Origin of the sequence: Pseudomonas sp. TH39(2020), assembly GCF_016650715.1 — a bacterium.
GTDB lineage: Bacteria > Pseudomonadota > Gammaproteobacteria > Pseudomonadales > Pseudomonadaceae > Aquipseudomonas > Aquipseudomonas mandelii_C.
This window is the reverse complement of the sequence record NZ_JAEKFF010000003.1, coordinates 79,081-103,045: the sequence shown is the minus strand read 5'-3', so window position 1 is coordinate 103,045 and position 23,965 is coordinate 79,081. Positions and strand designations below refer to the sequence as shown.

Here is a 23,965-nt window from a genome sequence, read left to right as displayed (position 1 = left end):
CATGCCAAGCCCCTACCTTTCTCCGGGGATGGGACGCTACAAACGGGGTCTCATGTTACAGCCGATGAAGAGTTTTGGCTTCATAGCGGCGATAACCATGAGGATTTTGAAATGTTCCGTCGAATCACACTGCTGATTCCCCTGCTCGCTCTCCTGACACTGAGCGGCTGCATCGTCTTCCCCCACGGCGGCTGGCACGGCGGCCACCATTACGACCGTGGCGGGCCGGGTTATTACCAGCATCGATAACGTGAATAATTGAACCTTCATTCGTAAGTTAAGTACCCCATCCCGATAACTGTTAAATAAATGCCCGCCCTGTCGCGGGCATTTTTCGTACGTGCATATTTACCTCTTCCTACCCATCGAACATCGAAACATAGCGAAAACTATTGAAACCTTGAGTCTCAATAGTTCATTGGAGCTATTCATATTCAATGATTAGTCTCGGTGCATCGCAACAACCCCGAAATTTCGCGCAAGAACAGGGATGCCATGCACAAGCCTTTAATCAATATCAGCCCTCACCACTTACTTGGTTTTTGCCTTGCAATTACTTTTTTCGAACTTCTGACGTATATGGCCAGCGACATGATCATGCCCGGCATGTTGACCGTCACCCGCCAACTGGATGCCAGCCCCGACCATGTTCCCTACGCCTTCAATCTTTATCTGGCAGGCGGCATTCTTCTGCAATGGCTGATTGGCCCGCTGTCTGATCACTTCGGCCGCCGCCGGATGTTGCTCATCGGGTGTGCGGTATTCGCCCTGGCCTGTGCCGCCGCGTTCAACGTGCAAAGCATTTATGCGTTCAACGGCTTGCGACTGATTCAGGGCATGGGGTTGGGGTTTGTCATCGCGGTCAGCTACCCGGCCCTGCAAGAAGTTTTCTGCGAAGCCGACGCGGTCAAAATCATGGCGTTGTTGGGGAACGTTGCACTGCTCTCCCCGCTTCTGGGGCCGTTGCTCGGCAGTCTGCTGCTGGAATGGTTGTCCTGGCGGGAATTGTTTTTACTGCTGGGTCTCGGCGGCGTGATGGTCTGGCTCGGGCTTTACCTGTTCATGCCGGAAACCGTGGGCACCCTGCGCCACGACGGTCAGCGACTGGAAGCCGTGCGCTTTGAATGGCACAGCACTCTGCGCCGCTATGCCGCGCTGCTGACTAACCCGCGATTCCTTTGCGCCGCAGTCGCGCTGGGCGTGATGAGCCTGCCCTTGATTGCCTGGATCGGGTTGGCGCCGCTCTTGCTGATCCACAACCAGGGGCTTTCAACGCTGCACTATGGCCTGTGGCAAATCCCGGTGTTCGCGGCCGTCATTCTCGGCAATCTGATCCTCAACCGACTGATTGCCAATGCTGAATTGCCACAACTGATTCGATACGCGCTTTGGCCGTTTTGCGGCGGGCTCATCGCGTTAGTCGCCATCAGCGTCTACGGCGCTTCGACAGCAGTGCTGATCAGCTGCCTGGCGCTTTATGCCGTGGGGCTTGGCATGAGCAATGCCGCGCTGTACCGGCTTGCGCTATTTGCAAGCGACGACAGCAAAGGTCTGGTCTCGGCCATGATCGGCATGATCTCGATCGCCGTCATGGGCGGCGGCGGCTCGCTTATCGCGGCCGCCGGTGCCGGTGACAGCCACGAATCGTTCGCTCTGATGGCGGGTATCGCGGGGCTTCTGAGCCTGACGCCCCTACGCCTGTTTCTGCGGCGCTCTCACACCGCGCTTGCCGTCTGACACCACACAGCAGGTCCTTTGATGATCCATTTACCTCACACCAATGCGCTCTGCGCGTTAACGCAACCCTATTGCCTGGATTCCGTACCCGAGGGCCTGTTCGACCAGGCAATGGGAGAAATCAGCCTGTTTCATTGTCACCACACGCCTGGCTACGAGCGCTGGCTAAACGCCAACGGGCTCGATGCAAAGGACCTGGAGACACTGGATGACTGGTCCAGGTTGCCACCGATTTTCGCCAACTATTTCAAACGTCACTTGTTGTTCGGCCCCACCGGCGAAGGCGCGCTGGAGCTGACATCGTCTGGCACCAGCGGCCAGAAGAGTCGCATGCGATATGACTCCCGCAGCATGGCAGCGGCTCAGGGCATGGTGAGCCACATTTTCCGGCACTTCGGCTGGGATACTCCGCAAAGCCCCTGCAATTATTTGCTCCTGAGTTACGAGCCCGAGGCTGCCATCACCTTGGGCACCGCTTACACCGACCAGTTTCTCTGCAGCTATGCGCCCGTCAATCGGGTCGTCTACGGATTGCGCCTGACCGGTAACAGTCACGAGTTCGACCTGTTTGGCGTGATTCGCGCCTTGCAGGAGTTTGCCGACGAGGGATTGCCCGTGCGGATTCTCGGATTTCCTGCGTTTCTTTCACATGCGCTACAGCACATGGAAAACACCGGCGCACCGAATCTCGAGCTACCCGCCCAGTCATTGGTGTTTTTGGGGGGTGGCTGGAAAACCCAGGCAGCACAAGAGATTCCCCTGCTTGAGTTGTATGCCCGAATCAATCGGCAATTGGGGATCGACCTGTCCCGCTGTCGGGATGGCTACGGAGCCGTCGAGCATGCCGTGCCCTATATCCAATGTGCCCACCATCATTTTCATGCCCCCATTTACTCGAAGGTTTTCGTGCGCAACCCATCCGATTTTACGGTCCAGCCATACGGCCAGCGCGGCTTGCTGGAATTCGTCTCCCCGTACATTTCGTCAAGCCCTGCTCATGCGGTGGTCATGGGCGATCTGGCGACATTACACCCCGGCGCACAGTGCGGATGCGGCCTGACGACCGATTGGTTCGAGCTGCACGGACGCGCTGGCACCACCGCCAGTCGCAGCTGCGCCATGGCGGCTTCCGAATTGCTGGGAGGAGCTTGATATGTACCTCATCAATGGCCAACTGCGTGACGACGTTACCCCGGAAAGCGCCCTCGAGCGCCTTCAAAAACAATTGCCCGGATTGCTTTCTGCACCGATCGACAGCGAGACCGTTATCGAAACCGCGGCTCGTTTCGCCACGCAACTACAGACTCGCAGCCTGAACCTGCCTCTGGACGACGATCAATGTCAGGGACTGATCGAGTTCTGCCAGCGCAGCAACCTGAGCAGGAAGCTTGAGCGAGAACTGGGTTCGCAACCCCGTTCGCTGAGGCGTATCGACTACCAGCAGCCACACTTCGAAAGCTGGCACCCGTTGGGACTGGTGGTGCATGTGACGCCAGGCAATGCGCCGATGCTGGCGTTCTGCGCGGTTCTCGAAAGCCTGCTGGCCGGCAACATTAACTGGTTACGCCCCAGCGCCAGCGATGCGGGTTTGACCGCGCAATTGCTGGCCGCCCTTGTGCAGTGCGACACCAGCGGCAGGCTTGGCGAATTCGTCGCGGTGCTGCCCGTGGGCACTTCCCGGATAGCGGAACTCTGCGCTCAGGCCGATGGCGTGTCAGCCTGGGGCGGTGAAAAGGCGCTCAAAGCAATTCGTCAGCAGATCCCCGCCGGATGTCGCTGGATCGATTGGGGGCACAGGATCAGTTTCGCTTATCTGTCGCCTGACGCGGCCAGCCCTTCGGCGCTGGATGCATTGGTGGATGAGGTGTGCAGTCTGGATCAGCAGGCGTGTTCCAGTCCGCAATGGGTGCTGGTGGACAGCAACGATCCGGCGACCCTGCAGGACCTGGGTGAGCGTTTGGGCGAAGCCTTCAAGCGTCGTGCATCGCACTGGCCGGCGCTGGTGCCCACGGATCAGGAAGCGTGCGAGATCACCACCCGCACGGCCATGGCGCAACTGGATTACTGTTTTGCGAACCAGAGCGGCCAGGTCTGGGCCGGCCACGGATGGCGGATCATCTGGGAACACCATCAGACGCTCGCGCCTTCGCCGCTGTTTCGTACGGTGCTACTCAAACCCGTACCGCAACACTTGATCGCCGAGACGCTGTTGCCCTGGCGCACTGTCCTGCAAAGCTGCGCACTGATTTGCTCTGCGACACAAACGCCAGGACTTGTGCGAACGCTGGTCAACGCTGGGGTCACCCGTATTGCGCCTTGCGTGGGAATTCATGACGGCTACGCCGGTGAGCCCCATGATGGCGTCTACGCATTGACGCGTCTGAGTCGCCGCCTCTCGGTGAGTCTGTCGCCGGATGTTTTGCCTGGCCGGGCAACGCTCGACCCGGTCCCGCCCGCACCTGACACCGCCCATGCGCCGATCATGGACAAAAACACCTTCACGACCCAGCCTATGGGCGCCGCGGCGCAATTGTATTTTCGCTCAGGAGGGAGCAGCGGCACTCCGGCCCTCGCCGGTTTCAGCTATCACGACTTTCAACGGCAGATGCGCGCAGCGGCCGATGGCCTGTTCGCCGCCGGGCTCGATCCTTCACAGGACCGGGTCATGAACCTGTTTTACGGCGGCAGCTTGTACGGAGGTTTCCTCAGTTTTACCAAAATACTGGAACAGATGGGCGTCACACATTTCCCCATGGGTGCGCCCCAGGACGATGACTTCAGCGAAATCGCCCAACTGATCGTTGACCAGCGTGTCACCGTACTGATAGGTATGCCGAGCACCTTGCATCGTCTGTTCTTCAACGAACAGACCCGGCTCCGAGCGTACGCCGGTATCAGCAAAGTATTCCTCGGCGGCGAACATCCGGGCCAAACCAGCCTGAGCCTCATGGAAAGCTGCGGGGTCTCGATGATCCGCTCGGCGATCTATGGTTCCGTCGACGCAGGTCCCTTGGGACATGCGTGCGCAGCCACCGCGAACGGGGTGTTTCACTTGATGTGCGATACCCAGCATCTGGAAATCGTGCAGATCGAACAGGATGTACCGGTTGAGGCCAATGAGATCGGTCGCCTGTTGTTCACTTCACGAGCACGGCAAGGCCAAACCGTGCGCCGATATGACGTGGGCGACACCGGTCGCTGGATACCCGGAGCCTGTCCGTGCGGGCTGGACTCACCCCGATTCGAACTGCTCCAGCGCCACGGAAAACTGGTGCGAATGGGCACGGAGTTCATTTCGCCGTCGGCTTTGCAGGATAGCGTCGGCGCGCCCATTCAGATTGTTCTGGACCACGCCCCTGATGGCGTCGAGCGACTCAAACTTCTAACGGATGCAGACATCAACCAGGTTCGCAACGCATTGCTGAGCCATGAAGCGCTGGCAAATGCCGTAAACGCCAACCTGTTAACTGTCGAAGTCCAAGTGTGCACGGATCAAGCGTTCACTCGAAACAAACACAGCGGCAAAACACCGTTGGTTATTGATAAAAGAAAATAAAAACTAACTACACAGCTTGTCTTAAACCGCCTAGACCCCTGATAAAAAAAAGAGAATCCAGTGAAATCAACTTATTCGCTCGAACAACTGCTGCCTTATATACGGCAACATTCAAACTTCTACCGCCAGCAACTGGAACACTTACCGCCGCAGGGCATTACGTTACAAGATCTACCGCTCACCAACGCCGTGGACTATTGGTCTGACAGCAATGACTTGAGTCATTGGCCGGTCCTGACCGGAAAGGTCGACGATGCGCTGGTGTTTAAAACCGGCGGATCGACCAGCCAAGGCAAACTGGCGGTTTATACCTATAACGAATGGAAAGAACTGGTCAGTACGTTCGGAGAAAGTTTCTCCTCTCAGCTGAACGACGGCGACCGTGTCGCCAATCTGTTTTTTTCCGGTGATCTTTACGCCAGTTTTCTGTTTATCCACGACTCACTGGCGCACGTCAGGCGATCGATCTGCGAGTTTCCATTTACCGGGCAAGTCGAACTGGACGTACTGGCCGATGCGATTGATCAGCATCGGATCAACGTGCTGGTCGGCGTACCGGCACAGTTGCTGCGACTCGCTGCCTACCTGAACCAGCATCGGCGAGTACTGCGCGGGGTTGAGACGTTGCTGTATGGCGGCGAAAGCCTGTTTGTCCCGCAGGTGGCAATCCTCACCGACGTGTTTCCCAACGTGCGCATTGCTTCCATTGGCTACGCCAGTGTAGACGCCGGCCTTATTGGGGCCAGCGGTCGCGACTGCGCCTTGGGCGAGCATCGGGTGTTTGATCCACAAACCTTGCTGGAGATCGTCGATGAACTCACCGGTGAAGTCATCGAAGAATGCGATCGCACTGGATTATTGGTGGTGACCAATCTGACTCGCCGGCTCATGCCTCTGCTGCGTTATCCGGTGGGTGACCGCGCGTGCTGGCGCGAACCCGGCTCAACGCCGAAGCGCAAATTCGCCCTCAAGGGACGTAGCGTGCACAGCCAGCGAGTGCGAGTCGGGGTGCTGTCGCTGCTGATCGATGACATCCAGCAGATCGTCCAACGCATTGCCCACAACGACCAATGGCAATTGCTGATCGAACATGACGGATACAAAGATATTTTGAGTGTGAAGTGGGTTCCCTCGGCGCTATCAATGGCCACCGTACCGGTGTGCCGAGCATTGTACGAGGCACTGGTTGAACACTATCCCGGCATTGAGGAACTGAGCCGCGAGGGTCTGTTGGAGTTGCGAGTGTTGTCCTGTGGGGTCACCGCATTGAAGCTTCACCCACGCTCCGGCAAACAACTGCGGGTCCTGGACTTGCGGGTGTATGACGCACCGTCGCCGGAGCCCGCATGATGCCGCATTTGATTTTTCGACCTTATCGGCCATCCGACGCACGTGCCGTGAGCCAGTTGTTTCGCGAGGTCTATGGCGATCATTACGTTCAGCCGGATGTTTACTTGCCGAATATGATCAATCAGCACAATGCCGAGGGGCGCTGGAAGTCGATGCTGGCGGTGGACGACGTACGCGTTCTAGGGCATGCCGCGTTGTGCCATGACACACCTGCGGACACCACCGAGCTGGCCCTCAGTGTGGTGCATCCCGCCGCGCAGGGGCAGAGTATCGCGACCCGTCTGGGCCGGGAGTTGCTGTCGCGGTCAGGTTCCATGGGGTTCAAGAGCGTCTCGATCAAACAAGTGACACACCATCCCTACACGCAACGCATGGCAGCAAACATCGGCTTCCGCAGCACGGGTTTGCTTCCTGACTACGTCCCTTCGCCCTTCGCTGAGCCGCTGCCGGAAACCATCGTGATGGGTTGTTACGTCGTCGAAGGACATACGCGTCCACTCCCCGACATCCCATGGCCTGACAGCTGCCGGGGGTTTATGCAGCACGTGTGTTCCGTGTTCGGGACTCATCCGGGCACGACGCCGTTGCCTTCCCTGCCCTTGCAAATCAAGCAACACCATCAAAGATTCGAAATGGTCATTCAGCGTTTGACCAAACGTCTGCTTGAGCAGATCCGGCAATTGCCCAGCCACTGGCTGATCTCGGCCAAACTTCAGATGTCACGGCATTTTGCCCAGGACTTGCGCAATTTGGCGGCCCTTGGCTTCACCTTTACCGGGCTGATGCCTGCATCAAACACCCATGGGTGGTTCGCCCTGTTTCATCGAGGGGTGCAGGCTCGACACCTCAATCTGCATTGCCCGCACATGCAACGTTTGCATGACGATTTACAGCAAAACGCCAACACGCAAAGTAGCGCCCAAGCGCTGAACAGAGACCGTTCAGCCGCGTGAGTCTTTTCGATCAAAGTCATTGCCCGGCTGCGCGCAAAGCTCCACCAGCCAGTCGACAAATACCCTTACCCGCCGGGACAACTGACGGTGTGGCGGGTAGAGCGCCGTCAGCGGCATCCCCGGTGTTGGCACCGTCCTGAGGACTTCACACAAACGGCCTTCGCCCAGCTGGCGGGCTACGTGGTAATACGGGGTCTGGACCAGACCATACCCCGCCTCACAAGCGGCCAGATAACCATCGGCGCTGTTGACCGAGACTTGCTTGGGCAGATTAATGGCCTGAACCTGATCATTGACCATAAATTCAAGCCCATAACGCTTGCCATTGCTGCTGGAGAAGTATTCCACCATCTGATGGCCTTCAAGGTCAGCCAGACACTGAGGCGTTCCGAATCGCTTCAAGTAGTCGGGGCTCGCGCACGTGACCTGGTCCAGCATGGCCAACGGCCGCGCCACCAGTGAATCGTCCAGTGAGTCGCCGCCGCGCAGCACGCAATCGACGCCTTCGCGTATCAGGTCGACTGGCCGGTCATTCAAGCCGATTTCCAGCTCGATCAAGGGATATCGAGCAGTAAATTGCGGTAATGCCGGGATCACCATCAAGCGTCCCACGCCCGCCGGCATGTCCACGCGCAACAGCCCCTTGGGGTTGTTGCGAGCAGCGCTGAACACCGCTTCGGTTTCCTCCAGGTCCGCCAGCAACCGGACGCAACGAGGGTAATAGGCCGCACCGTCGAGCGTCAGACTGATCTGCCGCGTCGTGCGTTGCAGCAGCTGCACACCGAGATGCGCCTCCAGCTGCTTGATCAGAATGGTCACTGAGGCCCGGGGCAACTGCAGGCTATCCGCCGCCTTGGCAAAGCCTCCCAGCTCGACGATTCGGGTGAACACGCGCATCGCGTTAAAACGGTCCATTGTTTTTGCTTACCGGCTGATTATTTAGAAATTACGAACAGTGATAGCAGTTTTAGCCGGTTTATCTTGTTTCTGTCGAGGTCAACAATGGACTCCACATTCACAGGGAGATGATTTCATGCAAACACGTCAACTGGGCAAAAACGGTCCACTCGTAAGCGCGATGGGTCTGGGCTGCATGGGCATGACCGATTTCTACACGACTGGTGTGGACATCCGCGAAGCCACGGCCACTCTGCACCGCGCGCTGGAGCTGGGGATCAACCTGCTCGACACCGCCGATATGTATGGCCCGCACACCAATGAAGCACTGATCGGCAAAGCCATTGTCGGCAAGCGCGACCAGGTGTTTCTGGCCAGCAAATTCGGCATCGTCCGCGACCCGGCCGATCCGGTTGCGCGAGGCGTCAACGGCCGACCGGAGTACATTCGCGCCGCTATCGATGGCACCCTCAAGCGCCTCGGTGTCGAGACCCTGGACTTGTACTACCAGCACCGCATCGATCCGCAGGTGGCCATTGAGGAAACCGTCGGCGCCATGTCCGACCTGGTGAAAGCCGGCAAGGTTCGGTACCTGGGTTTGAGCGAGGCCTCGGTCGCGACGCTTGAGCGGGCACACAAGGTTCATCCGATCAGTGCGCTGCAGAGCGAGTATTCGTTATGGAGCCGTGACCAGGAGGAAAACGGTTGTCTGGCCGCGTGTCAGCGCCTGGGAATTGCCTTCGTCCCTTACAGCCCTTTGGGTCGTGGCTTTCTCACAGGAGCGCTGAAAAGCCCTGATGATTTCGCGGCAGACGACTACCGGCGCTTCAGCCCGCGTTTTCAAGGCGAGAATTTCGCCAAAAACCTGTTGTTGGTGCGGCAAGTGCAGGACCTGGCTGCAGAAAAAGGCGTGACCGCCGGCCAACTGGCGCTCGCATGGGTACTGGCTCAGGGTGATTACGTGATCCCGATTCCGGGAACCAAACAGCGTAAATACCTGGAAGAAAATGTGGCCGCGCTGGATGTGAAGCTCAGCGGCGAAGACTTGCAAGCGCTGGAAGCGATATTCCCGGCCAATGCCACGGCCGGTTTACGTTACCCGGAAGAAGTCATGGAGTTACTTGACCGATAACCGACACCTGGCCCATTCGACAAGTTGAGTGAGCCAGGACAATCGGGCGTCACGCCTTGGAGCTGACGCCCTTGTCGGTCGGCACCGTCGTGCCGTTACCCTTGCCGTAAGTGTGTAAATTTTGCAGCACGTAGATCGCCGTCTTGTATTCCGGGATCAGGCCCACAGCGTACTTGTCACCCCTGATACTGTTGTTCTGAATAGTGTCCAGTTGCGTGGCGAAATACTCCAGTGCGTTGAATTTCGCATCCGGGTCTTTCTGAACCCCAAACCGGTCAAACTTGTCACCGGCATTCATTAGCGTCATCGACGTAATATCGGAAATCAGGCCTTTACCTCTCAAGAAGGCGCTGAGATTGCCCAGTTGTTTGGCGGTGACATTTTCCGGGTCGAAACCTTTGATGTTCCTGTGCAGTTTCTGTTCATCCATTTTCGCGGTGTTCAGCAAAGTTGGATTGGTACCCACCAATGCCAGCATCTGCTTGACCCTGGCGCTGTGCGTCACGGGCTTGCCGGCTCCCGTATCCTTGACCAACAACCCTGCCTTGGCCGTCCAGGCCCCGGTATAGCCGATAGTCATGACCGAACTCCCGACTGCGTTACCTGATGCAGACGTCCATGTAAGGCGACCATAAAAAGTTCCTTGTTTGATCTGGTTTAGAGCGGGCGAGTATCAACTTGGCCACTAGCCACACCAACAATTATTTCCGACTTTTTACAATTCTCGTACATTTACGATACAACCGGGCAAGCGCCCTGTTTCATTGGTCTATGCATTACTTTAGAAAGTGCTACAGACACTAAATATGTACTACTAACCTGTTGGTTAGTTAGTTTGTATCCATTACGACACCTCGACAGCGCCGCCATCGACACCGTCCTGCCGGGTCGCCTCAGCACCCAGATCGCCACGGCCGCCGAGCAGTAAAGCGCGGTGACCGAAGAGATCAACCCCAGCATGGTGCAAATCCGCCACATGGTCGAAGAACGGGTGAAAAGCGGTCAGGCCAGCGAGCTCAACACCCAACGACTGCTGGAAGCTAACAGTCGTGTGAGTGCGATCATGGGGCGGTTCAAGGTTCGTTAACTTTTTTGAGTTCAGACATGTAGCAGCTGGCGAAGCCTGCGTTCGGCTGCGAAGCAGTCGCAAAATCAGAGCTCACGGTGCATCAGCCAGACCGCGTAAGCCGAATTTACGACTGCTTCGCAGCCGAACGCAGGCTTCGCCAGCTGCTACAAAGAATGCGTGGCTGCTGAAACTCGTATTACTTCGAAACAATCTCCTGCCTCGATGCTGGCTAAAATGGTCAGAATGCATTTTTTTGGCCGCCATTCGAAACGAGATTCCCCATGCGAACCCACCTGCGTCTGGTCGCCCTGAGCGCCCTGTTCATTTCCTCCCTGGCCCAGGCCGCCGAGCTGATCCCGATTGAAGTTCACCGCGATGCCAATTGCGGTTGCTGCAAAAAATGGATCAGCCACCTGGAGGCCAACGGCTTCAAAGTCGACGATCACGTCGAAGCCAATATGAGCGAATTCAAGCAACAGCACGGCGTGCCTCCGCGTCTGGCGTCGTGCCATACCGGCTTGATCAACGGCAAATTCGTTGAAGGTCATGTCCCCGCCGATCAGGTGCTGGCCTTGAGCAAGCGCGACGATCTGTTGGGCGTTGCCGCCCCCGGCATGCCCATGGGTTCACCCGGCATGGAAATGGACGGCATGAGCGATGCGTATCAAGTGATCGGTCTGAAAAAGACGGCACTGACGTAGTGGTGGCGGACTACCCCGCCCATTGATGTTCGGTGCGTACATCGGGCTGTTCTTCGCCGCATTCGGTGCGGCAACCTTGCTGCCCTTGCAGTCCGAAGCGGTGTTGGTGGGGCTGTTGCTCAGCGGCAAGTACTGGCTCTGGTCGCTGCTCGCCGTGGCGACATTGGGCAATGTTCTGGGGTCGCTGGTGAACTGGTGGCTGGGGCGCGGCATCGAGCGGTTTCGTGATCGGCGCTGGTTTCCGGTCAGCTCGCGCCATCTGGAAAAAGCCCGAGTCCATTATCAGCGTTACGGTCATTGGTCGTTGCTGCTCAGCTGGGTGCCTGTGATCGGTGATCCGCTGACCCTGGTGGCCGGCGTGATGCGCGAGCCGCTGGGGCGATTCCTGCTGATCGTGACCCTTGCCAAAGGCGCCCGTTATGGTGTGTTGGCCATGGCCACAGTGGGCTGGATGGGTTGAACGATCATCCACGGCGATTGCCTGTGTTTAATGTCGCCCTAATCATGCCGATCCAGCATCGGCCGATTTCCAATGGAGTTCCCCCATGTCCCTCACCCGCTCCCGCTGGCTGCCCGGCCTGCTGCTGACCGCTGCATTGCCTGTCATTGCCCACGCCGAAGGCCCGGAATACGGACCTCAGCTGCAAGGTTTCGAGTACCCCTACACGGTCAAGCATTTCGCCTTTGAGTCCCAGGGCAAATCCCTGCAAATGGGTTACATGGATATCGCCGCCCACGGCAAGGCCAATGGACGCAGCGTGGTGCTGATGCACGGCAAAAACTTCTGCGGTGCCACTTGGGACACTTCGATCAAGGCCCTGAGTGAAGCCGGTTACCGGGTCATCGCTCCGGACCAGATCGGTTTCTGCACCTCCAGTAAACCCGACCATTATCAGTACAGCTTCCAGCAACTGGCGACCAACACCCAGCAATTGCTCAAGGCCCTCGGCATTCAAAAGGCCAGTGTTCTCGGGCATTCCACCGGTGGCATGCTCGCTACCCGTTATGCGCTGCAATACCCCGATCAAGTCGAACAACTGGCACTGGTCAACCCCATCGGCCTGGAAGACTGGAAAGCCCTCGGCGTGCCCTATCGCACGGTTGATCAATGGTATGAGCGCGAGCTGAAACTCACCGCCGACGGCATCCGCACCTATGAACGCAACACCTATTACGGCGGCCGCTGGAAGCCGGAATTCGATCGCTGGGTAGACATGCTCGCCGGGCTGAACAAAGGACCGGGGCATACGCAGGTGGCGTGGAATTCGGCGCTGATCTACGACATGATCTTCACCCAACCGGTGTACTACGAGTTCAAGGACCTGAAGATGCCGACCCTGCTGCTGATCGGTACATCCGACACCACCGCCATCGGCAGCGACATCGCACCGCCCGAGGTCAAGGCAAAACTCGGTCATTACGACGTCCTCGGCAAGCAGGTGGCGAAACTGATTCCCCGGTCGACGCTGGTCGAGTTCCCCGGCATGGGCCACGCGCCGCAAATGGAAGAACCGGCGCAATTCCACCAGGCCCTGCTCGCCTGGCTGAACAAAACCAACCCCGTTCATTGATGAGGTAAGGCTGATGGCAGTGCAGATTGCGGTGATTGATGACTGGCAGGACGTGGCCCGTGACGTGGTGGACTGGTCGGTTCTGGACCCCATCGGCCAGGTAAGTTTCATCCATGACTACCCTGCCGACAACGACACCCTGGCGGCACGGTTGGGCGAGTTCGAGGTGATCTGCGTGATGCGCGAACGCACCCGGTTCGACGAGGACCTGCTGCGGCGCTTACCGAAACTCAAGCTGCTGGTCACCGGCAGCATGCGTAACGCCGCCCTGGACCTGAAAGCCGCCGCCGCGCAGGGTATCCAGGTTTGTGGCACTGACAGCTACAAGCACGCCGCGCCGGAACTGACCTGGGCGCTGATCATGGCGGCGACCCGCAACCTGGTGGTCGAAGCCAACGCCCTGCGCGCAGGTGTATGGCAGCAAAGCCTGGGTGGCGACCTGCACGGCAAGACCCTGGCGATCCTGGGGCTGGGCAGCATTGGCACTCGCGTTGCCCAGTTCGGTCAGGTGTTCGGCATGCGGGTGATTGCCTGGAGCGAGAACCTGACCGCCGAACGCGCAGCCGAAATCGGCGTGACCTGCGTCAGTAAACAGGAACTGTTCGAACAGGCCGATGTGCTCTCGGTCCATCTGGTGCTCAGCGATCGTAGCCGAGGCTTGGTGGACGCCCAGGCGCTGGACTGGATGAAGCCCACGGCGCTGCTGGTCAACACGGCGCGCGGCCCGATTGTTGATGAGTCCGCGTTGATCAAGGCATTGCAGAAGCGGCGACTGGCAGGCGCTGCGCTTGACGTCTTCGAGCAGGAACCCTTGCCGCCTCATCATCCGTTCAGAACCCTGGACAATGTGCTGGCCACGCCCCACGTCGGGTATGTCAGCCAGCAGAACTATCACCAGTTCTTTTCGCAGATGATTGAGGACATTCAGGCCTGGTCTGCGGGAGAGCCGATTCGGCTATTGAGCTGATACCGCGTCATCGTTCTTCGTCGGAACGCCGCCCGGAGCAGGCTCGCTCCCACATTTGATCTGTGTCATTCACAAAATCAATGTGGGAGCGAGCCTGCTCGCGAATGGCCTCCCTACCGACTAACTGCTCTTCACTGCCACGAATGCCGCCGTGACATAAGGCACCGTCACGACCTCTTTGCCACGCAGTTCAGGCTCCCGAGCGATCATTGCCCGTATCTGCTCATCAACCTTCGCCCGCTCCTCCGCCGGTAATGCCGCAACAAAACTGGTGGAGCGCACGCGATTGAAAATCACATCCTCAGGCGAACCTGTGTGGCCATGGCTGTAGCGCTGTTCCTGCAGCGGCCCGAACGCCGGATGCGGAAACGCCTGTCGCCAGGCCCCTGTGTAATAGCGGCTTTGTCCGCGTTCAAACCAAGGGTGCCCGTCAGCCAGTCGGCCACTTGCGGCGGATAATCCGGACGACCGCGAACGTAGGTATCAGCGCCGGTTTTATAGCCAGCGGCCGCCGAGTGATGGACCTGATCTTTCATGGCCGTGTTCCAGATCGACAACGAATGCTGTCGAGCATAGCGCCTCGATTTGAGCTTTCCTTGCACAGACCGCCAGAAAGTAATGAATAATTGTTCACCCTGTGGTGTTCACCTTACATCGCCCCTGAGAATTGCCCATGAAAAACCCAAACCTGAAGCCGGGGCGTGGTACGAACTGAAGCGAATTAACCTGTGGAGCATCGCCCATGAAAACCCGTTTCGCTGTGTTAACCGTCCAGTTGTTGCTGGCAGTCGCATTGTCCAGCTCGCTTGCATTCGCCAATGGTGGTGGCGATGACGCCCCTGCAAGACCCAGTTGCCCCAAAGGGCAGGTCTTCGACTCCCGGTCGCAAAAATGCCTCAAGCAAACCAGCAGTCTGGTACCGGACGCCGACCGCACCAATTACGCTTATCGCCTGGCCAAGGACGGTCGTTATGAGGAAGCGCTGGCCTTGCTCGACACCCTCAAACAGCCAAACACCGCCAAGGCCTTGAACTATCGCGGCTACGCTACGCGTAAACTGGGGCGCACCGACGAAGGCATCGGTTATTACCTGCAATCGGTCAAACTTGACCCGCACTACGCGCAAGTTCGCGAATACCTCGGCGAAGCGTATGTGATCAAAGGTCGGCTGGACCTCGCACAGGAACAGTTGCAGCAGATCAAATCCATCTGCGGCAGCACCACCTGCGAGGAATACCAGGACCTGGCCGAAGCCATCAACGATTCATCGAAAACCTGACACACCGAGCAGACGGAGGTCGCCATCGCCAGCGATCAGGCAATACGGGCAGAGCTGGGCCAGCACCTGGCGCGCTTATGGCGCTACGGCTTGCTGTTGTCCCGGCAACGGCATGTCGCCGAAGACCTGGTGCAGGCGACCTGCGTGCGGGCGCTCGAGCGTGCCGGGCAGTTTGTCCCGGGCACCCGCATGGACCGCTGGCTACTGAGTATTCTGCATTCGATCTGGCTCAACGAAGTTCGCTCCCGAAGGGTGCGTCATGGACAGGGGCTGGTGGATGCCGACAACGCCTTGTCGTTCGACGGTGAATACGCGGCGCAAACCCATGTCCTCGCGGCTCAGGTGATCAGGCGTGTGGATGCCCTGCCCGAAGCCCAGCGCGAAACGGTGTTTCTCGCCTATGTCGAAGGTTTGTCCTACCGCGAAGTGGCCGACGTGCTGGACGTGCCCATCGGCACCGTCATGAGTCGCCTGGCCGCTGCACGCGCGAAACTGGCCGAATACCCGCCATTGCACGCCGTGCCGAACCCTTCCACTGGAGAACGTCGATGAACGATCACGCACGCCCGACGATACCTTCGGATGAGCAACTGGTGGCCTACCTCGACGACCAGCTCGACAGCGAACAGCGCACTCGCATCGACGCGGCCATTGCCGAGGACCCGACGCTCAACCTGCGCCTGCAATGGCTGGCCCGCAGCAGCCTGCCGTTCAAGGAGGCCTACGATGAGTTGGGTCGCCAGGCGCCCGTGGACCGCTTGCAATCGATGCTCGACACCTTGCCTTCACCTGAACGCCCGGCCATGAATCGGCGCTGGTTCCTCGCGGCGGCCGCCGGGTTGGTGGTGAGTGGTGTGGTGGCGGATCGGCTGTTTCTCGGTTGGCAGTTGAGCCAGCAAAAGGAAAACTGGCGCGGGCTGGTGGCCGAGTACATGTCGCTTTACGTGCCGCAAACCCTGGACCACTTGCCCACTGACGAAGCCACTCAGCGAGCGCAACTGCGGACCATCGATGCGCGTCTGGGCCTGAATCTTATGCCGGAGCAACTGGCCCTGCCACGCACCGAGCTCAAGCGCGCGCAAATCCTCGAGTACGACGGCGTCGCCATTGCCCAAATCACCTACCTGGACCCGGCACACGGCCCCATGGCGCTGTGCGTCACTCGCTCCAACAGCGGCAGTCGGCATTTCGCCCAGGAGCGCCGGTACGGGATGAACATTGTCTATTGGGCTGACATGCAACATGCCTGGATGTTGATCGGGCATCACCCAGTGGCGGATCTGGAGGACATGGCGAAATTGTTGAGAAGTCGGCTGAGCGCGTGATCCAGTTTGTCACTATGCTCGGTGTCTCAATTCCAAGGAGGAACCTTCCCATGCCGATTGCTTCACGCACTGCTTTGCTGGTCATCGACGTACAGAACGACTTCATCCCCGGCGGCCAGTTACCGGTACCCGAAGGGGACCTGATCGTCCCGTTGATCAATCGCCTCGGCGCCCGGTTCACTCAAGTCATCATCGCCCAGGACTGGCACCCGGCCGGACACGCCTCGTTCGCCTCCAGCCACCCGGGCCGCGCGCCATACGACGTGACTCGACTGCCTTACGGCGAGCAGACGCTCTGGCCGGACCATTGCGTGCAGGCCACGCCCGGTGCCGAGTTGCACAAGGATCTGCACTTGCCCCACGCCCAACTGATCATCCGCAAGGGCTGCAACCCGGACATCGACAGTTACTCGGCGTTTCTGGAGGCGGACCGAACGACCACCACGGGCTTGGCCGGGTACTTGAAGGAACGCGGTGTCGACACGGTTTATCTGGTTGGGCTGGCGCTCGATTATTGTGTGATGTTCTCTGCGCTGGATGCGCGAGCGGCAGGGTTCAAGGCGTTTGTGGTGATGGATGCGTGCCGGGCGATTGATCTGGGCGGCTCACTGGCCGCGGCGATCGATCGGATGCAGGGAGCTGAGGTTGGGTTGATTCAATCCACCCAAGTGCCAGGTTAACCCCCTGTAGCAGCTGCCGAGCAGCGCGAGGCTGCGTTCGAGCCGGGGTCGCGCTGCTCGGCAGCTGCTACAAAGAATGCGTCAGACTGAGGTGGGCAACCACAAACGGAACCGTGCCCCACCCAGCGGCGATGCTTCAACGGTGAGCGTGCCGCCCTGAGCTTCCAACGCCCGACGACTGATTGCCAACCCCAGACCAAACCCGCCAGTGGCCCGGTCCCGGCTTCGATCCAGCCGATAGAACGGTTCGAAAATCCGCTCACGCTCCTCATCCGGAATACCGATCCCATCGTCGTCCACCCAGATTTCAGCGCCCTTGGCACACACCCGCACACCAATCTGAATGCGTTTTTCGCAGTAGCGCATCGCATTGCGTAGCAGGTTCTGAATAGCGCGGGCAGTCAGCCTTGGGTCGAGGGCGAAGCGTTCAAGTTGTCCGTGCAGAAGCACATCGATAACGATGTCCGGGGATTCCAGTTCTTCGTCGACGCTGCCAAGGATGCTGTCGATAAACTCATCCAGCGACACCTCGACCCGCTCCGACAACCGCGCCGGGTTTTGCAGACGGCTGTAGGACAACAGTTCGAGCACCAGCTCGTCGAGCTCGCGAATGTGCGCGACCAGACCTTGCAGACGCTCGCGGCTGGCGGCGGGCAAATCGTCGGATAACGCCAGCGCCAGGCCGAAGTCCAGTCGTGTCAGGGGCGTGCGCAACTCGTGAGAGACGGCATTGAGCAGGTCCCGCTGCTGGTTGAGCAGGTTCTCGATATCGCCAGCCATGGTGTCGAAGACGTTGGCCAGGCTACCGATGTTGGAGCTTTTGGAAATCTGTGTGCGCTCGCTCAAGTGGCCCTTGCCGAAACGCTCAGCCGTACCTTTGAGACGTTCCAGGTCGCGCCAGTGCGGGCGCAGCCACAGCAACAGGCAGGCAAGCATCGTTGCGCCGATCAGCACGTTGATGCTCCAGTACAACAGGCTGACGTCCATCGGGTCCGGCGGCACGACCATCTCCACCACCGTCCGCTCGTTAAGCGGCGACACCGCCAGGGTGCGCCAGCCCCAGTCGCCAATGCGCACGACGTTCTCGCCACGCTGCAAACGCTCGCGCTCATCAGGGGTGAAATCGGCATCGTCGTTACCGGTCAGGACGATGTGCAGCGGCTGGAATTCCTTGTCCATCTCCGCAGCCAATGCCGGCCACTGTTCCGGGGGCACGGCATGAAACTGTTTGACGATGAGGGTTTGCAGCCCGCGCGAATAATCGAGGTTGTAGGTGACAAAGCGCTCCTGGAAGACCTTGATCACCACGTCAGGCACCAGATAGATCGCCGCGCTGTACGAAACGATGGTCACCAGGTACAGGCGAAACAGGATTCTGAACATCGACTCAGCATTCCCACTCGGATCGGCTGAACAGGTAACCCTTGCCCCACACGGTCTTGATCTTGCGTGCCTCGCCGGCGTGATCGTCGAACTTGCGCCGCAGCTTGGAAATCGCCACGTCCACCGAGCGGTCGGTGCCATTGAACTCGATGCCGCGCAGGCGTTGCAGAATCTGGTCGCGACTGAGCACTTCACCGGCATGCCGGGCCAGCACCACCAGCAGGTTGTATTCACCGCTGGACAGTTCGACCAATTGCTCGCGCCAGGTCACGGTGCGCTCGGACAGGTCGATGCACAGATTACCCATCAGAATGCGGTCGTTGGCCGTCTGCGGCTCAGTCAGGCTGCTGCGCCGCAGCAACGTCCGCACTCGGGCCAGCAACACGCGCGGCTCGCAAGGTTTGGTGACGTAGTCGTCGGCGCCCATCTCCAGACCCAGCACCTGATCGTGACTGTCGTCGCGGGCGGTGAGCATCAGGATCGGCAACGTGGCCGAGTCGGCGCGCAGCAAGCGGCAGACTTGCAGGCCATCGAGCCCCGGCAGCATAAGGTCGAGGATCACCAGGTCCGGCGGATTGACCCGCGCACGTTCGCGCACATGGTCACCACGGCTGATCACGCTGACGCTATAGCCGTTGCGTTCCAGGTAACTGGCAATCAGTTCGGAGAGCGCGGTGTCGTCTTCGACCAGGAGGATGTTGGGCATGGGGTGTTCCAGAAAGTGCAGTGGCGTTTGACAGACCGCTTTCGCGAGCAGGCTCGCTCCCACAGGGGACCGCATTTCAACTGTAGGAGCGAGCCTGCTCGCGAAAGCAATCTAACAGTCGCAATAGAAATCGAGGCGTGAAGGATATACGCCCTCGCCCGTGCCTGAGTAAAACCCTTACACAATTTCACACAGCGCCTACAAAGCTTCACCGCTACCCTCGTCGCCTCCCCGTAGGATGCGGGGGGTCATTATTGGGGTATTACATGTCAAATAATCTGCTTGCCAGGCTCAGCCTGATTGCACTGGCGGCGACGCTGAGCGCTTGTGACAAGGCCTCGACGGCCGAAGAACAGACGCCTCTGGCCACGGTTCGCATCGAAACCATCCAGGCCAGCCCCCTGTCGATCACCAGTGAACTGAGCGGGCGGATTGCCGCGCCACGCATTGCCGAAGTACGCGCCCGGGTTGCCGGGGTGGTGTTGCAACGGGCGTTCCGTGAAGGCAGTGATGTGAAAAAAGGCGAAGTGTTGTTCCGTATCGACCCGGCGCCATTCAAGGCAGACCTGGACAGCGCTGAAGCGGCGCTGCGCAAGGCTGAAGCCAATGCGTTCCAGGCGCGCCTGCAAGAGCAGCGTTACGCGCAGTTGATCGAAGGCAATGCCATCAGCGGTCAGGATTATGACAACGCCCGGGCCAGTGCCCGGCAAACGGCTGCCGACGTCGCCGCGAACAAAGCCGCCGTGAAACGGGCGAAACTCAACCTGGGTTACGCCACGGTCACGGCGCCGATCTCCGGGCGCATCGGCCGCGCACTGGTGACCGAAGGCGCACTGGTCGGGCAGAACGAAACCACGCCGCTGGCATTGATTCAGCAACTGAACCCGATTCACGCCGACCTTACCCAATCGACCCGCGAACTCAACGACCTGCGCCGGGCGTTCCGTTCCGGCCAGTTGCAGCAGGTCGGTCAGGACCAGGCCAAAGCCACGCTGATCCAGGACGACGGCAGTCTCTATCCGTTGCCTGGCAAATTGCTGTTCGCCGACATCACCGTCGACCCGGGCACCGGTCAGATCATTCTGCGCAGTGAATTCCCCAACCCGGACCTCGACTTGCTGCCGGGCAGCTTCGTGCGCGTGCGTCTGGAGCAAGCGGTCAATCAACAAGGCATCAGCGTGCCGCAACGGGCCATTCAGCGTGACAGTGCCGGCATCGCCCACGTGCTGTTGCTCGACGCCGAACAGCGGGTCGGCCAGCAACCGGTCGAACTGGGCGCCGTGCAGAACGATCGCTGGATCGTCACCGGCGGCCTCAAGCCCGGTGACCGCATCGTCACCGAAGGCCTGCAGCACGCCCGTCCCGGCGAAAAAGTGCAGATCGACGACACCCCTCTTCCACTTGCCCAGGCTTCTGGTCAGTAAGCAGGACGCTTTTTATGCCGCAGTTCTTTATCGACCGCCCGGTGTTCGCCTGGGTGGTTGCCCTGTTCATCCTGTTGGCCGGCGCCCTGGCCATTCCACAGTTGCCAGTGGCGCAATACCCCAACGTCGCGCCGCCGAAAGTCGAAATCTACGCCGTGTACCCCGGTGCTTCGGCGCAGACCGTGGACGAAAGCGTGGTCAGCCTGATCGAGGAAGAACTCAACGGCGCGGACCACCTGCTGTATTTCGAATCCCAGAGCAGCCTTGGCAGTGCCACCATCACTGCGACGTTCCAGCCGGGCACTGACCCGGAAATGGCTCAGGTCGATGTGCAAAACCGCCTGAAAGCGGTCGAGTCGCGTCTGCCTCAAGCGGTGACACAGCAGGGTTTGCAGGTGGAGAAAGTCTCCGCCGGTTTCCTGCTGCTGATCACCCTCACCTCCAGCGACGGCAAGCTCGACGACGTGGCGCTCAGCGATTACCTGGCGCGCAACGTGATGAACGAAATCAAGCGCCTGGACGGCGTCGGCAAGGCGCAGCTGTACGGTGCCGAACGCGCCATGCGGATCTGGATCGACCCGCAGAAGCTGATCGGTTTCAACCTGACCCCGGCCGACGTCAACGCCGCCATCGTCGCGCAGAACGCACAAGTCTCGGCGGGCAGCATCGGCGACTTGCCGACCCGCACCACCCAGGAAATCACCGCGACCATTCTGGTCAAAGGCCAGTTGTCGACGCCGGAAGAATTCGCCGACATCGTCCTGAAAGCCAATCCCGATGGCTCCACTGTGCGCATCAAAGACGTGGCGCGCGTCGAGATCGGCAGTCAGGAATACCAGTTCTCCACGCGCCTCAACGGCAAACCGTCGACCGCCGTCAGCGTGCAATTGGCGCCGGGCGCCAATGCCTTGAGCACTGCCACGTTGGTGCGGGCGAAGATGGACGAACTGGCGCGCTACTTCCCGGCGGGCGTCGAGTACAAGATCCCGTACGACACCTCGCCCTTCGTCAAAGTCTCGATCACCAAAGTGGTTTACACCCTCGGCGAGGCGATGTTGCTGGTGTTCGCGGTGATGTTCCTGTTCCTGCAAAACATCCGCTACACGCTGATTCCGACCCTGGTGGTGCCGGTGGCGCTGATGGGCACCTTTGCGACCATGTTGGCGCTCGGGTTTTCGATCAACGTGCTGACCATGTTCGGCATGGTGCTGGCGATCGGCATCCTGGTGGATGACGCGATTGTGGTGGTGGAAAACGTCGAGCGAATCATGGCCACCGAAGGCCTGTCGCCCAAAGAGGCAACGCGCAAGGCGATGAAGCAGATCACCGGGGCGATCATCGGTATCACGCTGGTGCTGGTGGCGGTGTTCATTCCGATGGCGTTCATGCAGGGTTCGGTCGGGGTGATTTACCGGCAGTTCTCTTTGTCGATGGCGACTTCGATTCTGTTCTCGGCGTTCCTCGCCCTGACTTTGACCCCGGCGTTGTGCGCGACGCTGCTCAAGCCGATTGCCAAGGGCGAACATCACGAGAAGCGCGGGTTCTTTGGCTGGTTCAACCGGCGTTTCGAGCAACTGACCGAGCGGTATCAGGGCTGGGTCGCCTATGCGCTGAAACGCACGGGACGTTACCTGCTGATCTATGGCGTGCTGCTGATCGGATTAGGCGTGTGCTTCAGTCGACTGCCTTCCTCGTTCCTGCCGGTGGAGGATCAGGGTTACACCATCACCGACATTCAGCTGCCACCGGGTGCAAGCAAGAACCGGACAGTGCAGGTGGTCGAGCAGATCGAAGCCCACAACGCCACTGAACCCGGCGTCGGCGACAGCACGGTGATTCTCGGTTTCAGCTTCTCCGGTAGCGGGCAGAACGCCGCGTTGGCGTTTACCACGCTCAAAGACTGGTCTGACCGGGGTAGCGACGACTCGGCCAGTTCCATTGCCGATCGCGCCAACATCGCGTTGAGCCAGATCAAGGGCGCTGTAGCGTTTGCGGTACTGCCGCCGCCGGTGGATGGCCTTGGCACCTCCAGCGGTTTCGAGTTCCGCTTGCAGGACCGTGGCGGCCTCGGTCATGCCACGTTGATGCAGGCGCGTAGTGAATTGCTCGCGGCTGCCGAGAAAAGTCCGATCCTGATGAACGTGCGCGAAAGCGCCCTGGCCGAAGCCCCGCAGGTGCAACTGGAAGTCGACCGCAAACAGGCCAACGCGCTGGGCGTGTCCTTTGCCGACATTGGCAACGTGCTGTCCACCGCTGTCGGCTCGGCCTACATCAACGACTTCCCCAATCAGGGGCGGATGCAACGGGTGGTGGTGCAGGCTGAAGGCGATCAGCGCAGTCAGGTCGCCGATCTGCTGAAGATTCACGTGCGCAACAGCGCCGGGAAAATGGTGCCGTTGTCGGCCTTCGTCCAAGCCAAGTGGACTCAGGGGCCGGCGCAATTGACTCGCTACAACGGCTACCCGGCAATCAGCATTTCCGGCGAACCGTCACCCGGTCACAGCACCGGCGAAGCCATGGCGGAAATCGAGCGTCTGGTGGCGCAAGGGCCGGCAGGGTTGGGGCAGGAATGGACCGGGCTGTCATTGCAGGAACGCTTGTCCGGCAGTCAGGCTCCGATCCTGCTCGGTTTGTCGTTGCTGATCGTGTTCCTGTGTCTGGCCGCGTTGTATGAGAGCTGGTCGATTCCGACCTCGGTGCTGCTGGTGGTGCCGCTTGGCGTGCTCGGCGCGGTGCTGGCCGTGACCTTGCGCGGAATGCCCAATGACGTGTTCTTCAAGGTCGGGCTGATCACCATCATCGGGCTGTCGGCGAAGAACGCGATCCTGATCATCGAGTTCGCCAAGAGCCTGTACGACGAAGGCCATGACCTGATCGACGCCACGCTGCAAGCCGCGCGCCTGCGACTGCGGCCGATTGTGATGACGTCGCTGGCGTTCATCCTCGGCGTGGTGCCACTGGCAATTGCCACCGGGGCCAGTTCGGCGAGCCAGCAAGCAATCGGCACCGGGGTGATTGGCGGGATGATCACCGCGACGCTGGCGGTGGTGTTTGTGCCGGTGTTTTTTGTGGTGGTGATGAAATTGGTGCGCAAGCGCCATAAAAGTAACTGAGCAAACACACATCAATTGTGGGAGCGAGCCTGCTCGCGAAAGCGGCGTAACAATCAATGGGTATGTTGAATGTGATGGCCTCTTCGCGAGCAGGCTCGCGCCCACAAGGGTTGCGTCGATCT

Annotated in this window: 20 protein-coding genes and 3 pseudogenes; 18 read left to right on the top strand and 5 right to left on the bottom strand. The window is 59.5% G+C overall.

All coding sequences use genetic code 11. The features are described 5' to 3' along the window. Positions 1 to 111: 111 nt before the first annotated feature. The 6 genes from JFU47_RS02925 to JFU47_RS02900 all read left to right on the top strand — a co-directional run bounded on the left by JFU47_RS02925 (position 112) and on the right by JFU47_RS02900 (position 7,596). A complete protein-coding gene (locus tag JFU47_RS02925; protein WP_008155215.1) occupies positions 112 to 249 on the top strand; it encodes a hypothetical protein in 138 nt (45 codons plus the stop codon). A 246-nt stretch (positions 250 to 495) separates the two neighbouring features. After that, positions 496 to 1,737 carry an MFS transporter gene (locus JFU47_RS02920; protein WP_201180678.1) on the top strand — a complete coding sequence of 414 codons (1,242 nt, stop codon included), beginning with the start codon at positions 496 to 498 and terminating at the stop codon, positions 1,735 to 1,737. A 21-nt stretch (positions 1,738 to 1,758) separates the two neighbouring features. After that, positions 1,759 to 2,889, top strand: coding sequence for a LuxE/PaaK family acyltransferase (locus JFU47_RS02915; RefSeq protein ID WP_201180676.1), 1,131 nt, complete (start codon positions 1,759 to 1,761; stop codon positions 2,887 to 2,889). Between the two features lies 1 nt (position 2,890). Then, positions 2,891 to 5,293 (top strand): acyl-CoA reductase, encoded by a 2,403-nt coding sequence (locus JFU47_RS02910; RefSeq protein WP_201180674.1) that lies wholly within the window; start codon positions 2,891 to 2,893, stop codon positions 5,291 to 5,293. Positions 5,294 to 5,353: 60 nt separating this feature from the next. After that, positions 5,354 to 6,643: an AMP-binding protein gene (locus JFU47_RS02905; RefSeq protein WP_201180672.1), complete on the top strand. Its 1,290-nt coding sequence runs from the start codon at positions 5,354 to 5,356 to the stop codon at positions 6,641 to 6,643. Next, positions 6,643 to 7,596: a GNAT family N-acetyltransferase gene (locus tag JFU47_RS02900; protein ID WP_201180670.1), complete on the top strand. Its 954-nt coding sequence runs from the start codon at positions 6,643 to 6,645 to the stop codon at positions 7,594 to 7,596. Before JFU47_RS02905 ends, JFU47_RS02900 begins: the two co-directional genes overlap by 1 nt. Here JFU47_RS02900 and JFU47_RS02895 read toward each other — a convergent pair. Continuing rightward, positions 7,585 to 8,511, bottom strand: a complete 927-nt coding sequence (locus tag JFU47_RS02895) for a LysR family transcriptional regulator (RefSeq protein ID WP_201180662.1) — start codon at positions 8,509 to 8,511, stop codon at positions 7,585 to 7,587. The two genes, JFU47_RS02900 and JFU47_RS02895, sit on opposite strands and share 12 nt — an antisense overlap. Positions 8,512 to 8,629: 118 nt before the next feature. Here JFU47_RS02895 and JFU47_RS02890 point away from each other — a divergent pair, with 118 nt between their 5' ends. Then, on the top strand, positions 8,630 to 9,625 hold the full coding sequence (locus tag JFU47_RS02890) for an aldo/keto reductase (RefSeq protein WP_201180661.1): 996 nt from the start codon (positions 8,630 to 8,632) through the stop codon (positions 9,623 to 9,625). A 49-nt stretch (positions 9,626 to 9,674) separates the two neighbouring features. On the opposite strand, the gene JFU47_RS02885 is transcribed toward JFU47_RS02890, so the two are convergent. Beyond that, positions 9,675 to 10,205 (bottom strand): hypothetical protein, encoded by a 531-nt coding sequence (locus tag JFU47_RS02885; RefSeq protein WP_140893029.1) that lies wholly within the window; start codon positions 10,203 to 10,205, stop codon positions 9,675 to 9,677. Between the two features lie 312 nt (positions 10,206 to 10,517). On the opposite strand from JFU47_RS02885, the pseudogene JFU47_RS02880 reads away from it, so the two are divergent. From JFU47_RS02880 to JFU47_RS02860, 5 genes and pseudogenes are all read left to right on the top strand, one after another. Then, positions 10,518 to 10,712 (top strand): annotated as a pseudogene (locus JFU47_RS02880) (hypothetical protein); the annotation flags it as partial. A 263-nt stretch (positions 10,713 to 10,975) separates the two neighbouring features. Then, positions 10,976 to 11,421: pseudogene (locus JFU47_RS02875) on the top strand (DUF411 domain-containing protein). Next, entirely contained in the window at positions 11,421 to 11,855 is a 435-nt protein-coding gene (locus JFU47_RS02870; protein ID WP_201180659.1) for a YqaA family protein, read from the top strand. The pseudogene JFU47_RS02875 and the gene JFU47_RS02870 overlap by 1 nt, the downstream one beginning before the upstream one ends. A gap of 85 nt (positions 11,856 to 11,940) precedes the next feature. Beyond that, positions 11,941 to 12,966: an alpha/beta fold hydrolase gene (locus JFU47_RS02865; RefSeq protein ID WP_201180657.1), complete on the top strand. Its 1,026-nt coding sequence runs from the start codon at positions 11,941 to 11,943 to the stop codon at positions 12,964 to 12,966. A 13-nt stretch (positions 12,967 to 12,979) separates the two neighbouring features. After that, complete coding sequence (locus JFU47_RS02860) at positions 12,980 to 13,933, top strand: D-2-hydroxyacid dehydrogenase family protein (RefSeq protein WP_201180655.1); 954 nt, start codon at positions 12,980 to 12,982, stop codon at positions 13,931 to 13,933. 120 nt (positions 13,934 to 14,053) lie between these two features. Here the strand turns inward: JFU47_RS02860 and JFU47_RS02855 are convergent. Beyond that, positions 14,054 to 14,469, bottom strand: a pseudogene (locus JFU47_RS02855) (hypothetical protein). A 206-nt stretch (positions 14,470 to 14,675) separates the two neighbouring features. Between JFU47_RS02855 and JFU47_RS02850 the strand changes: the two are divergent. The 4 genes from JFU47_RS02850 to pncA are packed head-to-tail and all read left to right on the top strand — an operon-like array spanning position 14,676 to position 17,217. Further along, positions 14,676 to 15,212 carry a tetratricopeptide repeat protein gene (locus tag JFU47_RS02850; RefSeq protein WP_201180653.1) on the top strand — a complete coding sequence of 179 codons (537 nt, stop codon included), beginning with the start codon at positions 14,676 to 14,678 and terminating at the stop codon, positions 15,210 to 15,212. A gap of 54 nt (positions 15,213 to 15,266) precedes the next feature. Further along, positions 15,267 to 15,764 (top strand): RNA polymerase sigma factor, encoded by a 498-nt coding sequence (locus tag JFU47_RS02845; RefSeq protein ID WP_201181516.1) that lies wholly within the window; start codon positions 15,267 to 15,269, stop codon positions 15,762 to 15,764. Further along, on the top strand, positions 15,761 to 16,537 hold the full coding sequence (locus JFU47_RS02840) for an anti-sigma factor family protein (RefSeq protein WP_201180651.1): 777 nt from the start codon (positions 15,761 to 15,763) through the stop codon (positions 16,535 to 16,537). Before JFU47_RS02845 ends, JFU47_RS02840 begins: the two co-directional genes overlap by 4 nt. Before the next feature lie 50 nt (positions 16,538 to 16,587). Continuing rightward, complete coding sequence (gene pncA / locus JFU47_RS02835; RefSeq protein ID WP_201180650.1) at positions 16,588 to 17,217, top strand: bifunctional nicotinamidase/pyrazinamidase; 630 nt, start codon at positions 16,588 to 16,590, stop codon at positions 17,215 to 17,217. 81 nt (positions 17,218 to 17,298) lie between these two features. Here pncA and JFU47_RS02830 read toward each other — a convergent pair whose 3' ends face one another. Both JFU47_RS02830 and JFU47_RS02825 read right to left on the bottom strand, forming a co-directional pair. Continuing rightward, a complete protein-coding gene (locus tag JFU47_RS02830) occupies positions 17,299 to 18,600 on the bottom strand; it encodes an ATP-binding protein (RefSeq protein ID WP_201180649.1) in 1,302 nt (433 codons plus the stop codon). Positions 18,601 to 18,604: 4 nt separating this feature from the next. Beyond that, the gene (locus JFU47_RS02825; RefSeq protein ID WP_008155184.1) at positions 18,605 to 19,306 is read right to left on the bottom strand and encodes a response regulator transcription factor; all 702 of its coding nucleotides are present in this window, start codon (positions 19,304 to 19,306) and stop codon (positions 18,605 to 18,607) included. A gap of 266 nt (positions 19,307 to 19,572) precedes the next feature. On the opposite strand from JFU47_RS02825, the gene JFU47_RS02820 reads away from it, so the two are divergent. Together JFU47_RS02820 and JFU47_RS02815 are read left to right on the top strand one after the other, a co-directional pair. Then, on the top strand, positions 19,573 to 20,730 hold the full coding sequence (locus JFU47_RS02820; RefSeq protein ID WP_201180648.1) for an efflux RND transporter periplasmic adaptor subunit: 1,158 nt from the start codon (positions 19,573 to 19,575) through the stop codon (positions 20,728 to 20,730). A 14-nt stretch (positions 20,731 to 20,744) separates the two neighbouring features. Beyond that, positions 20,745 to 23,843: an efflux RND transporter permease subunit gene (locus tag JFU47_RS02815; protein WP_201180647.1), complete on the top strand. Its 3,099-nt coding sequence runs from the start codon at positions 20,745 to 20,747 to the stop codon at positions 23,841 to 23,843. Positions 23,844 to 23,965 lie beyond the last annotated feature (122 nt).

Bases quoted from the DNA above. Each gene is read 5' to 3' on its own strand.
- JFU47_RS02825 (WP_008155184.1), bottom strand. From the start codon at position 19,306: ATGCCCAACATCCTCCTGGTCGAAGACGACACCGCGCTCTCCGAACTG.
- JFU47_RS02895 (WP_201180662.1), bottom strand. From the start codon at position 8,511: ATGGACCGTTTTAACGCGATGCGCGTGTTCACCCGAATCGTCGAGCTG.
- JFU47_RS02910 (WP_201180674.1), top strand. From the start codon at position 2,891: ATGTACCTCATCAATGGCCAACTGCGTGACGACGTTACCCCGGAAAGC.
- JFU47_RS02890 (WP_201180661.1), top strand. From the start codon at position 8,630: ATGCAAACACGTCAACTGGGCAAAAACGGTCCACTCGTAAGCGCGATG.
- JFU47_RS02900 (WP_201180670.1), top strand. From the start codon at position 6,643: ATGCCGCATTTGATTTTTCGACCTTATCGGCCATCCGACGCACGTGCC.
- JFU47_RS02840 (WP_201180651.1), top strand. From the start codon at position 15,761: ATGAACGATCACGCACGCCCGACGATACCTTCGGATGAGCAACTGGTG.
- JFU47_RS02860 (WP_201180655.1), top strand. From the start codon at position 12,980: ATGGCAGTGCAGATTGCGGTGATTGATGACTGGCAGGACGTGGCCCGT.
- JFU47_RS02885 (WP_140893029.1), bottom strand. From the start codon at position 10,205: ATGACTATCGGCTATACCGGGGCCTGGACGGCCAAGGCAGGGTTGTTG.
- pncA (WP_201180650.1), top strand. From the start codon at position 16,588: ATGCCGATTGCTTCACGCACTGCTTTGCTGGTCATCGACGTACAGAAC.
- JFU47_RS02865 (WP_201180657.1), top strand. From the start codon at position 11,941: ATGTCCCTCACCCGCTCCCGCTGGCTGCCCGGCCTGCTGCTGACCGCT.
- JFU47_RS02915 (WP_201180676.1), top strand. From the start codon at position 1,759: ATGATCCATTTACCTCACACCAATGCGCTCTGCGCGTTAACGCAACCC.
- JFU47_RS02920 (WP_201180678.1), top strand. From the start codon at position 496: ATGCACAAGCCTTTAATCAATATCAGCCCTCACCACTTACTTGGTTTT.
- JFU47_RS02815 (WP_201180647.1), top strand. From the start codon at position 20,745: ATGCCGCAGTTCTTTATCGACCGCCCGGTGTTCGCCTGGGTGGTTGCC.
- JFU47_RS02925 (WP_008155215.1), top strand. From the start codon at position 112: ATGTTCCGTCGAATCACACTGCTGATTCCCCTGCTCGCTCTCCTGACA.
- JFU47_RS02830 (WP_201180649.1), bottom strand. From the start codon at position 18,600: ATGTTCAGAATCCTGTTTCGCCTGTACCTGGTGACCATCGTTTCGTAC.
- JFU47_RS02870 (WP_201180659.1), top strand. From the start codon at position 11,421: ATGTTCGGTGCGTACATCGGGCTGTTCTTCGCCGCATTCGGTGCGGCA.
- JFU47_RS02850 (WP_201180653.1), top strand. From the start codon at position 14,676: ATGAAAACCCGTTTCGCTGTGTTAACCGTCCAGTTGTTGCTGGCAGTC.
- JFU47_RS02820 (WP_201180648.1), top strand. From the start codon at position 19,573: ATGTCAAATAATCTGCTTGCCAGGCTCAGCCTGATTGCACTGGCGGCG.